The 11,484-nt window shown below is 73.5% G+C and carries 14 protein-coding genes; 3 read left to right on the forward strand and 11 right to left on the reverse strand.

The annotated features are described in order from the left end of the window. The first annotated feature begins 157 nt into the window (after positions 1 to 157). Positions 158 to 853 (forward strand): alpha/beta fold hydrolase, encoded by a 696-nt coding sequence (locus LC193_RS22820; protein WP_226077029.1) that lies wholly within the window; start codon positions 158 to 160, stop codon positions 851 to 853. A gap of 18 nt (positions 854 to 871) precedes the next feature. On the opposite strand, the gene nucS is transcribed toward LC193_RS22820, so the two are convergent. From nucS to LC193_RS22835, 3 genes are all read right to left on the reverse strand, one after another. Further along, positions 872 to 1,546, reverse strand: a complete 675-nt coding sequence (nucS, locus tag LC193_RS22825; protein ID WP_086157927.1) for an endonuclease NucS — start codon at positions 1,544 to 1,546, stop codon at positions 872 to 874. A 127-nt stretch (positions 1,547 to 1,673) separates the two neighbouring features. Beyond that, positions 1,674 to 1,856, reverse strand: a complete 183-nt coding sequence (locus LC193_RS22830) for a hypothetical protein (RefSeq protein WP_226077031.1) — start codon at positions 1,854 to 1,856, stop codon at positions 1,674 to 1,676. An 11-nt stretch (positions 1,857 to 1,867) separates the two neighbouring features. Further along, on the reverse strand, positions 1,868 to 2,752 hold the full coding sequence (locus LC193_RS22835) for a helix-turn-helix domain-containing protein (protein WP_226077032.1): 885 nt from the start codon (positions 2,750 to 2,752) through the stop codon (positions 1,868 to 1,870). Between the two features lie 392 nt (positions 2,753 to 3,144). On the opposite strand from LC193_RS22835, the gene LC193_RS22840 reads away from it, so the two are divergent. Beyond that, a complete protein-coding gene (locus LC193_RS22840) occupies positions 3,145 to 3,543 on the forward strand; it encodes an SCO5389 family protein (RefSeq protein WP_226077034.1) in 399 nt (132 codons plus the stop codon). Here LC193_RS22840 and LC193_RS22845 read toward each other — a convergent pair. Beyond that, positions 3,512 to 4,579 (reverse strand): LLM class flavin-dependent oxidoreductase, encoded by a 1,068-nt coding sequence (locus LC193_RS22845; RefSeq protein ID WP_226077035.1) that lies wholly within the window; start codon positions 4,577 to 4,579, stop codon positions 3,512 to 3,514. The genes LC193_RS22840 and LC193_RS22845 overlap by 32 nt on opposite strands. Before the next feature lie 195 nt (positions 4,580 to 4,774). Between LC193_RS22845 and LC193_RS22850 the strand changes: the two genes are divergently transcribed. After that, the gene (locus LC193_RS22850; protein ID WP_086157925.1) at positions 4,775 to 5,089 is read left to right on the forward strand and encodes an ATP/GTP-binding protein; all 315 of its coding nucleotides are present in this window, start codon (positions 4,775 to 4,777) and stop codon (positions 5,087 to 5,089) included. Positions 5,090 to 5,174: 85 nt separating this feature from the next. On the opposite strand, the gene LC193_RS22855 is transcribed toward LC193_RS22850, so the two are convergent. The 7 genes from LC193_RS22855 to LC193_RS22885 all read right to left on the reverse strand — a co-directional run bounded on the left by LC193_RS22855 (position 5,175) and on the right by LC193_RS22885 (position 11,467). Beyond that, positions 5,175 to 6,101 (reverse strand): ABC transporter permease, encoded by a 927-nt coding sequence (locus LC193_RS22855; RefSeq protein ID WP_226077037.1) that lies wholly within the window; start codon positions 6,099 to 6,101, stop codon positions 5,175 to 5,177. Further along, on the reverse strand, positions 6,098 to 7,429 hold the full coding sequence (locus LC193_RS22860; RefSeq protein WP_226077040.1) for an ABC transporter ATP-binding protein: 1,332 nt from the start codon (positions 7,427 to 7,429) through the stop codon (positions 6,098 to 6,100). The genes LC193_RS22855 and LC193_RS22860 overlap by 4 nt, the downstream gene beginning before the upstream one ends. Before the next feature lie 194 nt (positions 7,430 to 7,623). After that, positions 7,624 to 8,046, reverse strand: coding sequence for an ester cyclase (locus tag LC193_RS22865; RefSeq protein ID WP_226077042.1), 423 nt, complete (start codon positions 8,044 to 8,046; stop codon positions 7,624 to 7,626). An 80-nt stretch (positions 8,047 to 8,126) separates the two neighbouring features. Beyond that, positions 8,127 to 8,579, reverse strand: coding sequence for an SRPBCC family protein (locus LC193_RS22870; protein ID WP_226077044.1), 453 nt, complete (start codon positions 8,577 to 8,579; stop codon positions 8,127 to 8,129). Positions 8,580 to 8,733: 154 nt separating this feature from the next. Then, positions 8,734 to 9,501 carry an ABC transporter permease gene (locus LC193_RS22875; protein ID WP_226077046.1) on the reverse strand — a complete coding sequence of 256 codons (768 nt, stop codon included), beginning with the start codon at positions 9,499 to 9,501 and terminating at the stop codon, positions 8,734 to 8,736. Then, on the reverse strand, positions 9,498 to 10,412 hold the full coding sequence (locus LC193_RS22880; protein WP_226077048.1) for an ATP-binding cassette domain-containing protein: 915 nt from the start codon (positions 10,410 to 10,412) through the stop codon (positions 9,498 to 9,500). The genes LC193_RS22875 and LC193_RS22880 overlap by 4 nt, the downstream gene beginning before the upstream one ends. A gap of 113 nt (positions 10,413 to 10,525) precedes the next feature. Then, complete coding sequence (locus LC193_RS22885) at positions 10,526 to 11,467, reverse strand: coiled-coil domain-containing protein (RefSeq protein WP_226077049.1); 942 nt, start codon at positions 11,465 to 11,467, stop codon at positions 10,526 to 10,528. Positions 11,468 to 11,484 lie beyond the last annotated feature (17 nt).

The following is an 11,484-nucleotide window of genomic DNA, read 5'->3' on the forward strand; positions in this document are numbered from 1 at the left end:
GTGCCGGCACGGCATGCGCCGACGGAGTCACCGCCCGCGTCGCGGCCTCAACGCACCGCCGCGCGCGGCCCGTTGGGGCGCCGGTCTTGCGGGCGAGGCGTTCTGCTGTCGGCCGATACGGCTGCGCCTCCGCCCGCGCGGGCGGCAGGATCATCCCATGCGGCCGACCTTCGTTCTCCTGCACAGTCCGTCCGTGGGCCCCTCGACGTGGCGCCCCGCGGCCCGGCACCTGGCGGCGGCGGGGCACCGGGTGCGGGTGCCGTCCCTGCTGCGCGCGGGTGCCGGAACGCCCCCCTTCTGGCCGCGGGTGGTGGAGGCCGTCCGCGACGATCTGCGGCAGGTCCCGGCCGCCAGCCCCGTCACGTTGGTGGCGCACAGCAACGCGGGCCTGCTCCTCCCGGTAATCCGCGCGGGCCTCGACCATCCGCCGGGCGGCGCGGTCTTCGTCGATGCCGCGCTGCCGGCCCGGACCGGCTCCAGCCCGGTCGCCCCACCCGAGGTGCTGGAGTTCCTGCGCCCGATGGCGGTGGACGGCAGGCTGCCCCGCTGGACCGATTGGTGGGACGAGGCGGACATCGCGCCCATGTTCCCCGACCCGGAGGTGCGCCGTACGGTCGTCGAGGAGCAGCCGACCCTGCCGCTGGCCTACTACGAACAGCACATCCCGGTGCCCGGAGGCTGGGACGGCCACCCCTGCTCCTACCTGCTGTTCAGCCCCCCGTACGGCGGCCTCGCCGCCGAGGCCCGCGCACGCGGCTGGCGCGTGGCGCACCTGCCCGGCACGCACCTCCACCAGCTCGTCGACCCCGCCGGAACGGCCCGGCACCTCGCCGACCTGGCCTCCGCCCGGTGAGCCCCCGCGGCACCCGCCCTAGAACAGCCGCAGCTTGTCGTCCTCGACGCCGCGCAGCGCGTCGTAGTCGAGGGTCACGCACCGGATGCCGCGGTCCGTCGCCAGCGTGCGGGCCTGCGGCTTGATCTCCTGCGCCGCGAACACCCCCTGCACGGGCGCGAGCAGCGGGTCGCGGTTGAGGAGTTCGAGGTAGCGGGTCAACTGCTCGACGCCGTCGATCTCCCCGCGCCGCTTGATCTCCACCGCGACCGTTCCGCCCTCCGCGTCCCGGCCCAGGATGTCCACGGGCCCGATCGCCGTGGGGTACTCGCGCCTGATCAGCGACCAGCCGTCGCCGAGGGTGTCCATGCGGTCCGCGAGCAGTTCCTGAAGGTGCGCCTCGACGCCGTCCTTGATCAGCCCGGGGTCCACGCCCAGCTCGTGCGAGGAGTCGTGCAGGACCTCGGCCATCGTGATGATCAGCTTCTCGCCGCCCTTGTTCTGCACGGTCCACACCCGGGCGCCGTCCTCGTTCTCGGCCTCCTTGAGCGTGCACGGCGGCGACATCCAGTTCAGGGGCTTGTAGGCCCGGTCGTCCGCGTGGATCGAGACGGACTGGTCGGCCTTGACGAGGATCAGCCGGGGCGCCAGGGGGAGATGGGCGGTGAGCCGGCCGGCGTAGTCGACCGAGCAGCGGGCGATGACGAGACGCATGGGCCCACCCTAGTGCGACGCCCGCGGGCCCCCGACCGGCCGGTCCCCACCGAGCGGACGTGCGGCCGGAGCCGGCGACGGCGGTGCCTCGCGGTGTGCCGTGCCAGGACACCGGGGAGCGGAGGCCTCACTCGTCCGAGAGGAGATAGTCCAGCCCCTCGACGGTGTGCCACACCATGAGCTGGTCCATGGTCACCGCGTACACGGCGGCCCGGTCGCGCAGCTGCTCGTAGGTCAGTCCGGCCCGCCGCAGCAGTGCCTCGCGGTGTGCGAGAGCTTCCGCGCGGGACAGGTGGATCACCGTCGGCATCGTGCGGCCCGTCACCTTCCGCAGCCGTCCGCGGGGACGGGCGTCCCGCGGGCGGGCCGCTCCTCGGTGCCGCGGCGTTCCTCCGCCCGCAGGCGTTCGAGGAACGCGATCGTCGCGGCCGGCGGCATCGCCAGGTCGCGGACCCGGTCGTAGACGGTGCGCAGCCGTTCCATCTCCCGTTGCTCGCGGACGAGTTCACCGGAGCAGCCCGAACCCGCGCACACCACCGTGCGTCCTGTGGGCAGCCAGAGCAGCGCGAGGTCCGTCGCGGTCAGCCCGTGCGGTCCGGCGGAGAACGGGAGCACGTGCAGCGTGATGTTGGGGTGCGCGGCCATCTCCACCAGGTGCGCGAGCTGGCGCCGCCAGGCGGCGCGGTCGGCCAGCGGGCGGCGCAGCACCGCCTCGTCGAGCACGGCCCGGAAGTCGGCCGGGTCGTCCGCCGTCAGGATCAGCTGCCGCGCCAACCGGGCCGCCACCTGCGGCTCGACATCCCCGTGCCCCGGGCGCGCGGCGCGCAGCGCCTCGCGCGCGTACTCGGCGGTCTGGAGGAGCCGGGGCACCACGCCGGCCGCGTACTGGTGGATCGCCCTGGCCTGGGCTTCGAGCCGCAGGTAGCCGCCGTGCTCCTCGCGCGCGGCGTCGTCGCGCGCGAGTTCCCACAGCATCATCAGGTGCGGCGTGGTGCCGTAGGCGGAGTCGAGCGCGGCGATGACGTCGGGACCGCCGAGCCCCTCGCCCCGCTCCAGCTTGTGCAGGTGCGTGTGGTCCCAGCCCAGCTTGTCCGCGAGGCGGCGCAGCGACCAGCCGGCCTCGTTGCGCAACCGGTCCAGCTCCTGGGCGAGCATGAGCCGCGCGGAGGGCCGGTCGCGCCCCGTGATCGGTTTCCTCGCCGGCATGGACACACCTCTCCGCTCGCGAATCTGCTGACGGACCGTGGTCCGCGACGCGGTCACAGTAGGTGCGTACCGGCCGGCCCGTAGGGTGTTCCGGCAAACGCCACCCGGACGGGCAGGCCATGGCACGGCCGTCGCACGGCGTCGCGCCGGTGCGCCCGGGAGCGTGGCGGATGTGCGCCGGCGTGACCGGTGTCATGGGTGGCGGCGGTGGGATTCCGCGCTGGCCGGATATCGGTCCGTTCCCCTGACATGAACGGGCCAGGCGGCCTACCGTGGGCGCGGGGGGCACCGCCGACCTCCGCTCGCGCCGCCGCGCGGCGGCCGGCCCGGCGGCGGTGTGCTCTCCGGCCGTCCGCCAGACCCCTGGCCAGGGGTCGCGAGAGGAGAAGCCCATGTCGCTCGACGTCTCACCGGCACTGCTCGAACAGGCCGAGCGGGGCGATGTCGACGAAGCGGAGTTCGTCGACTGCGTCCGCACATCCCTGCCCTACGCGTGGGACATGATCAGCAACCTGGTGGCCCGGCTGAAGGTGGACGGCGGGGACTTCGCCGACAACACCGTGCCGCCGCCCGACGAGGCGGCCCGCGGCCAGTTGCTGCGCGCACTGGCGAGCAACGCCATCCGGGGTGCTCTGGAACGGCACTTCGGCGTGCGGCTCGCGTTCCAGAACTGCCACCGGGTGGCGGTCTTCCCGCTCGACACGTCCGAGGCGCCGGACGCGGCACTGGCCCGGTTCACCTCGATCCGCGGCCAGTTGCTCAACCAGTCGCCGGAGCTGCGGGACTGCTGACGGCCGTGCCGCGCCGTGCTGCCGTGCCTGCCGCTCCGCCGGGCAGGAGCGGCAGCACGTCCGCGGCGAGCCGCCGCACGTTCGTCTCGGTGGCGGCCAGGTCCCCCGAGCCCTCGACGAGCAGGGCGAAGCGCGTGATGCCGGTGCGTTCCGCGGTCGCGGCCAGCCGGTCCGCGCACAGCTGGGGCGTACCGACCGGGTGCAGCTCGCACAGCAGTTCCGTGTAGGCGAGCGGGTCGCGCATCGAACGCTCCCTGCCGTCGGCGGTCCTGTGCGCGTCGAGTCCCCGGCGCAGCCAGCCGGGCAGGGCGCGGCGCAGCGTTTCGACGGCCTCCGTGTGGCTGTCCGCGACCTGGCACACCCCGGCGGCGACGTGGTCGGCCTCCGGTGCGCGGCCGGCGTCCACGGCCGACGCCCGCCAGTGCGCGACCATCGCGGCCTTCTCCTCGTCGCCGATGTGCATGCCGAGCAGCATCGGCAGGCCGTGCCGCGCGGCGAGCCGCACGGTGGCGGGCGAGGTGCAGGCGACGATCACCGGCGGCCGGTCGGAGGACCTGGGTACCACCGGTACCTCGGGGAAGCGGTAGCGGGCGCCGTCCGCGCCGACGCGCGGTTCGTTCAGCCAGCGCATCAGCAGGTCGAGCGATTCGGGGAAACCGTGTTCGAACGCCTCGATGCCGCCGCCGAACACCTCCAGATCGATCCACGGCCCGCCGCGCCCGACGCCGAGCGTGAACCGCCCGCCCGACGCGAGGTGCAGCAGGGCCGCCTGCTCGCCGAGGGCGACCGGGTGCGCGGTGGTCAGCACGCTGACGGCCGTGCCGACGCGGACGCGGCGGGTGCGGCCGAGGAGGAGTCCGGCGAGGGTCGCGGCGGAGGGGACGACTCCGTAGGGGACGAAGTGGTGTTCGGCGAGCCAGACCGCGTCGAGGCCCACCTCGTCCGCCACCTCGGCGGACCGCAGGGCCCGCGCCAGGGCCTCCCGTTCGCTCTGCCCCGGGTACTGACCTGCCAGCACAAATGTCCCAATCCGCAACGGCCGCATCGCCGTGGCCCCTCTCGCCGTGGTGGCCGAACCGCACCTGGCCCCGTTCTTCCGTGGGCACTAACGCGGAACGCGTGCCGGAGGCACGGGCCTGTGGCAAGTTCTTCGGATGATCATTCGGGAGGGGGCGGTGGGCGCCGCGTAGACTCGGAAAACAGCTTGCCGTCAGACCTCCGAGGTGTTCTCGTGTCCCCGCGTCGCAACCGTCCGCGCGCCTCAGGCCCGCCGCCCGGCGTGCGCGGGGCCGACTTCGGCATCGAGCGGACCGACCTGTGGCGGGGCGAGGAGTGGGTCGTCCGGCGGATAACGGGAGGCGCGGCGGCCAAGCACTACCGGTGTCCCGGCTGCGACCAGGAGATCCCGCCCGGCGTTCCGCACGTGGTCACCTGGCCGAGGGCCGGCGCGGTGGACGACCGCAGGCACTGGCACGGCGCGTGCTGGAACGCCCGGGACCGCAGGGGCGTACGCCCGTCGCGGTCACGGAACGCGCCGCGCTACTGAGGCCGTTGGGGCGCGCGACCGGTGAACGGCGCGGGCGCGCACACCCGGCGCCCGCCGGGTGTGCGCGCCCGCGCTTGCGACGCCGTCAGGCGTCCGTGGAGGTCAGCCGCGCGTAGGCGGCGACCAGGGCGCCCACCGTGACGCCCGCGAGCATGGCGAGCAACGGCCAGCCGGTGGCCGACTCGTCCCCCTCCATCGGCAGCCTGAACAGCGTGGCCAGGCCGTTGAGCAGCGAGAACTCGATCAGGGTGTCACGCAGCGACTCCAGGCTCTCGCCCATCATGAACATGGCCGCGAGCAGCGGGAGCAGCACCAGTCCGATCACCGTGGTGATCGCGCCGGCCGAGTGCCGGATCAGGGCGCCGAGGGACAGGCCGAGCACGCCGAGCAGCGACACGTACAGCGAGGCGCCGAGGGTCGCGCCCATCCAGTGGCCCGCGGTGGCGACGAGCTCCCCGTTCTCGATCGAGTCCTCCATCAGCGGGTCCTGCGCGGCGTACACCGGCACGTCCTGGTCGCCGAGCAGCGAGGAGTGGATCAGGGCGGTGAGCGAGGTCGCGACCAGCGTCATCACGAACGCCAGCGAGAAGAGCACGATCGTCTTGGCCAGCAGCACGCGCCCCCGGTGCGGGCAGGCCGTGAGCGTGGTGCGGATGCCGCCGGTGGTGTACTCCGAGGACATGACCAGCACGCCGAGCGTCATGATGCACAGCTGGCCGAACATCACGCCGAAGAAACCGCCCGACAGCAGCGGCCAGCCGACGTAGTCGTCGGAGCTGAGCGCCACCGCGAGGAGCAGGCCGACGCCCACGGTGATCACGAACATCAGCACCAGCGTCCACACCGTGGACCGGACCGACTTGATCTTGGTCCATTCCGAGGCGATCGCGTGGCCGAGGTGGGTGCGCACGACCGGGATCGGCGACGCGTAGCCGGACACGGCATGCGGCGGGCCCGGGTGGGCCGGGGGCTGGTGCGGCATCTGGGGCGGCAGGTGGGCCGGGGCGGTCATCGGGCGTCCTCGGGGCTGCTTGACGGGGTGGTCGGCTGCTGCGCGGGTTCGGCGCCGGGCGCCTTCCCCGTCCCCGGCTCGGCGGGCGGCGGGGCCTCGGACCGCACGGCGGGGGCGCCGAGCGCCACGGTCGCGCCGGCGGGCGGTGCGACGGCGGGGGCACCGAGCGCCATCGTCGCGCCCGCGGGCGGCTGGGCCGGCGCGTCGGCGGGCGGGGGAGCGGCGGGCGGCTGGGCCGGCGCGGCGGGCCGCACCGCGGGCGCGCCGAGCGCCATGGTGGCGCCCGCGGGCACCGGTTGCGCCTGCGGCGCGTAAGGCCCCTGGTGTTGCTGCGGCCCCTGCGGTTGCTGCGGTTGCCAGGCAGCGGCCGGCGCGGCCTGCGGCTGCTGGAGGAGGCCGTCGCGCCGGTCCTGTGTCGACCGGTAGTCGACCGCGCCCTGCGTCATGCGCATGTACGCCTCTTCGAGCGACGCGGTGTGCGGCGACAGCTCCCACAGCCGCGCGCCCGCCTCGTGCGCGAGGTCGCTGATGCGGGGCAGGTCGACGCCCACGACCTGGAACGCGCCGTCCGGCTCGGGCCGCACCTGCCCGCCGGCCGCGCCGAGCGCCCGCACCAGGGCCTCGCGCTCCTCGTCCCGGCCCTCGGCGACCCTGACGCGCGCGTAGCCCGTGGAGTTCTGCTGGATGAAGTCGCGCACCGGGAGGTCGGCCATGAGCTGCCCCCGGCCGATCACGATCAAGTGATCCGCGGTCTGCGCCATTTCGCTCATGAGGTGACTGGAGACGAACACCGTGCGGCCTTCCGCGGCCAGCCGCCGCATCAGGTTCCTGACCCACAGGATGCCCTCGGGGTCGAGACCGTTCACCGGCTCGTCGAACAGCAGCACGTGCGGGTCGCCCAGCAGGGCCGCGGCGATGCCGAGCCGCTGGCCCATGCCGAGCGAGAAGCCCTTCGACCGCTTGTTCGCCACGCCCTGGAGCCCGACCACGCCGAGCACCTCGTCGACCCGCCGGGCGGGGATGCCCGACAGCTGCGCCAGGCTCAGCAGGTGCGCCCGGGCGCTGCGCCCGCCGTGCTTGGCGTTCGCGTCGAGCAGCGCGCCGACCTGGCGGGGAGCGTTCGGCAGCTGCCGGTAGGTGTAGCCGCCGATGGTCACCGCCCCCGCGCTCGGCTGGTCGAGCCCCAGGATCATGCGCATGGTGGTGGACTTGCCCGCCCCGTTCGGGCCGAGAAATCCGGTGACCTTGCCCGGTTGCACCGAGAAGGTCAAGTCGTACACGGCCGTCCGAGAGCCGTAGCTCTTGGTCAGGCCGACAGCCTCGATCATGTGATTCACCCGCTAGACAGCTGAGAAGGCTTCCCCCAATAGGAGTACGACCCTATCGGCTGTCCGGTCGCCCGGAGCTCCGGCGGAACCCCGGGCGGGCACCCGTGACAGGGGTGTGAAGAAACACCGCGGAACCGGCGGGCGGCTCGCCCGCCCGTCCGCCCCGCCGGAAGCGCCCGGCGCCCGGGGGCCGGCTACGCGCCGGTGAGCTGGGCCATGAGCTGCTCGGCCTCGGAGATCACCCAGTACTCCACGGGGCGCCCGTCCTCGATCCGCAGCAGGTCGTGACCGTGGAACTCCACGGCCGTGCCGGGCGCCGCGGTGACGCCCGGCAGGGCGTGCGCGCCACCGGCGTACGCCCCTCGCGCCGACCAGCGCGCCGCGATCAGGTTCCCTTCGGCCAACGGGCCCACCTCCGCGGTGAACGTGAGCCCTTCGAACGGCAGCCGCCCCTGCCGGATCACCTCGGCCAGTGCGGCGGGCCCGCGCACCAGCGCGGGCCTGCCCGGCCAGTGCCCGGTGAAGTCCTCGGCCACCAGGCCGGCCGCGACGTCGTCCAACGTGTCCAGGTCGCCGTTCCACAGGTCGTTCAGCCAACGGTCGTAGAGAGAAGTCATGTTCTCAACGTAGGGGCTGTCACCCCGGCGGCGCTCCCCGGGGCCGCCGCCCCCCGGGGCGCGGCCGGCCCGGCGGCGGGTCAGCTCCGCGCCTCTCCGGACAGGAAGCCGTCCAGGCCGTCGAGGAGCATGGTGCTGCCCTGCTCGGTCATGGCGCGTTCCTCGTCGGTGTCGCAGGTCTGGCTGACGGCGATCTCCGTCCGGCCGCCGTCCAGCTCGCCGAGCTCCACGGTCATGATCGCCGGGGACGCCTTGCCCGGCACGTCCATGCCGATCACGATGCGGCGGTTCTCGACGACCTCCACGTAGGAGCCGGTCAGCGGGAACTCCTGGCCGTCGGGCGTGACCATCGTCGCCTTCCACGCGCCGCCGGGACGCACGTCGAGCTCGACCGAGCCGGGAGCCGCGCCGGCCCACCGGCCGTACTGCTCGGGCGTCGTCCACGCCCGCCACACGTCCGCGACCGGGGCGTCCAGTGTCCGCCGCAGCGCGTACGAGAATCCCTCGGTCGTGCCGGTCTGCTCGGTGCTCATGTTCGGTCTCCCTGTCTCGTCCCCCAACGGGCCGTCACAGAAGAGACCTTGGGGTGCGCGGGAACTCATCGGTCGCGCGCCGCCGAGTTCCCGCCCGTGCCAGGACCCGCCGTTCGCGATCCGGTGGCGGCGTCCGCCCGGCGGGCGGCGGCCCTCAGGCGTCCCGCTTCTTCAGCCCCACGTACCCGGCGGCCAGCGCGGCGGCCACCCAGGCCAGCATGATCAGCATGCCGGTCCACGGCCCGTAGGGCCGTTCGCCGTCGTCCACCACCGCCATGATGCGCGAACCCGCCTGGTCCGGCAGGTAGTCACCGATCTTCTCCGTCGCCGAGACGTTGGCCAGGATGCCGGAGATCATGAAGAAGAACGGGATCAGCACGCCGAACGACAGCATCGGGCTGCGCAGCAGCCACGCGACCCCCATCGCGAACAGCGCGATCAGCCCCATGTAGAGCCCGCCCCCGACGACCGCGCGCAGCACGCCCGGCTGCCCGAGGTCCGTGCTGTGCTCGCCCAGCATCGCCTGGCCGAGGAAGAACGTCAGGAAGCTGGTGAGCATCCCCACCAGCAGCGCGAGCGCCGTCGCCACCGACACCTTGGCCGCCATCAGCACCCCGCGCTGCGGAACGGCCGCGAGCGAGGCCCGGATCATGCCGGTGCTGTACTCGTTGGAGACCACGAGCACGCCGAACGCGATCATCGCGAGCTGCCCGAGCGAGGTGCCCGCGAAGCTGATGAACGTCGGGTCGAACGTGCGCCGTTCCTCGCTCGACAGGTCCTCGAAGCTGTCGCTGATCAGGAAGCAGATCAGCATGCCGAGCGCCACCGTCACCACGACCGCCGCGGCCAGCGTCCACACGGTCGACCGGACCGAGCGGATCTTCGTCCACTCCGAGGCGAGCACCCAGCCGGGGCGCGTCATCGCCCGGCCCCCCGCGCCTGGTACTCCACGGCCCCCTGGGTCAGCCGCATGAACGCCTCTTCGAGCGACGCCTGCCGGTGGCTCAGCTCGTGCAGCACCAGACCGTTCTCCGCGGCGATCTCGCCGACCCGGGCGGCCGGCACCCCCTCCACCTCGATCGCGCCCTCAGGACCCTGCCCCGGGCGCAGCCCCGCCGCCGCGAGCAGGTCGCGCAGCCGCTGGGCCTGCGGCGAGCGCACGCGGACGAAGCCGCGGGAATTCTCCTCGATGAACCGCGCCATCGATGTGTCGGCCAGCAGCCTGCCCCGCCCGATCACCACGAGATGATCAGCGGTCAACGCCATTTCACTCATCAGGTGACTGGACACGAACACCGTGCGCCCGTCCGCCGCCAATTGCTTCATCAGATTGCGGACCCAGTGAATGCCTTCCGGATCAAGGCCGTTCACCGGTTCGTCGAACATCACGATGCCGGGATTGCCGAGCAGCGCGCTCGCGATGCCGAGCCGCTGCCCCATGCCCAGCGAAAACCCGCCGGGCCGCTTCTTCGCCACCCCCGCAAGACCCACCAGGTCGAGCACTTCACCGATGCGCCGCTCAGGAATGCCGTTGCTCCTGGCCAGGCACAGCAGATGGTGGTGGGCGGTCCTGCCCGGGTGCACCGACTTGGCTTCGAGCAGGGCGCCGATGCGCGTCAGCGGTCGGGACAGCCGCTCGTACGGCTGGCCGTCGACGCTGACCGCACCGCTGGTCGGACGGTCGAGCCCCAGGATCATCCGCATCGTCGTCGACTTGCCCGCGCCGTTCGGCCCGAGGAACCCGGTGACCACACCGGGGCGCACCGCGAACGTCAGCCCCTCCACGGCCGTCTTGCGGCCGTAGCGCTTGGTCAGCTCCGCCAGCTCGATCATGGCTCGACGCTAGAACGGCGCGGGGGCCGCCGCCCGTCCAGGCAGCGGCCCCTGCGCCGTTGGGGTGACCGCCTCGGGCGGCACCGGGAAGCGAGCGCCCCGAGGGCGTCCACTCAGCGTGACTGCTGGGCGGGCACGCCCTTGGAGGCGGTCTCGTCCTCGTCGTCGCCGAGCGTCGCCGCGGCGACCTGGGCGCCGGTCAGCGTGGCCAGCATCTCGCGCACGTTGGTCAGCTGCGCGTTGATGCTGTCGCGGCGGTTGGTCAGCGCGGCCAGCTCCCGCTCCGACTCGCTGCGCACGCGGTCCGCCTTGGCGTTCGCGTCGGCCACGATGTCCTCGGCCTGCCGCTGCGCGGTCTCCACCGTCTGACGCGCGCGCCGCTCCGCGTCGGTGCGCAGCTTCTCGGCCTCAAGGCGCAGCTGCTCGGCACGGTGCTCGATCTCCGCCAGCCGCTTCTCGGCCTTGGCCTGGCGCGAGGCGAGGTCGCGCTCGGACTGCTCGCGCCGCTTGGCCAGGTTGGTCTCGAAGTCGGCTGCCGCCTGCGCCGCCTTGGCCCGGGTGTCCTCGAAGAGGGCGTCCGCCTCCTCGCGCTTGGCCGCGGCGTCCTTGTCCGCCTCGGCGCGCGTGGCCGCCGCCTCGCCCTGGGCCTTCTCGACGATGCGCGAGCCCTCTTCCTCGGCCTTCGCCTTGCGATCGGCCGCGTAGGACTCCGCGTCGTTGCGCACCTGCTGGGCCGCCCCCTCGGCCAGCTCGCGGTGCTGCTCGGCGGCGCGCCGCGCCTCCTCGCGCAGGTCCTTCGCCTCCTCCTCGGCGAGGCGGAGGATCTTCTCGACCCGGGCGCCGAGCCCCGCGTAGGACGGCTCGGAGTCGGTGACGGCGGCCTGGGCGTTCTGCGTTTCGAGGTGCAGCTCCTCGATCCGCTTCTCCAGGGACGTGATACGAGCAAGTGCGCTGTCACGGTCGGCGACGAGCTTCGAGATGCGGTCGTCCACCTGTCCGCGGTCGTAGCCGCGCCGCACGAGCTCGAAGCCGAAGGGGGAGGAAGTGTCGCTCATGGGGTTCCTGTCGAATC

This window comes from Streptomyces marincola (genome assembly GCF_020410765.1).
Lineage (GTDB): Bacteria > Actinomycetota > Actinomycetes > Streptomycetales > Streptomycetaceae > Streptomyces > Streptomyces marincola.

Bases quoted from the DNA above. Each gene is read 5' to 3' on its own strand.
- LC193_RS22820 (WP_226077029.1), top strand. From the start codon at position 158: ATGCGGCCGACCTTCGTTCTCCTGCACAGTCCGTCCGTGGGCCCCTCG.
- nucS (WP_086157927.1), bottom strand. From the start codon at position 1,546: ATGCGTCTCGTCATCGCCCGCTGCTCGGTCGACTACGCCGGCCGGCTC.
- LC193_RS22830 (WP_226077031.1), bottom strand. From the start codon at position 1,856: ATGCCGACGGTGATCCACCTGTCCCGCGCGGAAGCTCTCGCACACCGC.
- LC193_RS22835 (WP_226077032.1), bottom strand. From the start codon at position 2,752: ATGCCGGCGAGGAAACCGATCACGGGGCGCGACCGGCCCTCCGCGCGG.
- LC193_RS22840 (WP_226077034.1), top strand. From the start codon at position 3,145: ATGTCGCTCGACGTCTCACCGGCACTGCTCGAACAGGCCGAGCGGGGC.
- LC193_RS22855 (WP_226077037.1), bottom strand. From the start codon at position 6,101: ATGACCGCCCCGGCCCACCTGCCGCCCCAGATGCCGCACCAGCCCCCG.
- LC193_RS22860 (WP_226077040.1), bottom strand. From the start codon at position 7,429: ATGATCGAGGCTGTCGGCCTGACCAAGAGCTACGGCTCTCGGACGGCC.
- LC193_RS22865 (WP_226077042.1), bottom strand. From the start codon at position 8,046: ATGACTTCTCTCTACGACCGTTGGCTGAACGACCTGTGGAACGGCGAC.
- LC193_RS22870 (WP_226077044.1), bottom strand. From the start codon at position 8,579: ATGAGCACCGAGCAGACCGGCACGACCGAGGGATTCTCGTACGCGCTG.
- LC193_RS22875 (WP_226077046.1), bottom strand. From the start codon at position 9,501: ATGACGCGCCCCGGCTGGGTGCTCGCCTCGGAGTGGACGAAGATCCGC.
- LC193_RS22880 (WP_226077048.1), bottom strand. From the start codon at position 10,412: ATGATCGAGCTGGCGGAGCTGACCAAGCGCTACGGCCGCAAGACGGCC.
- LC193_RS22885 (WP_226077049.1), bottom strand. From the start codon at position 11,467: ATGAGCGACACTTCCTCCCCCTTCGGCTTCGAGCTCGTGCGGCGCGGC.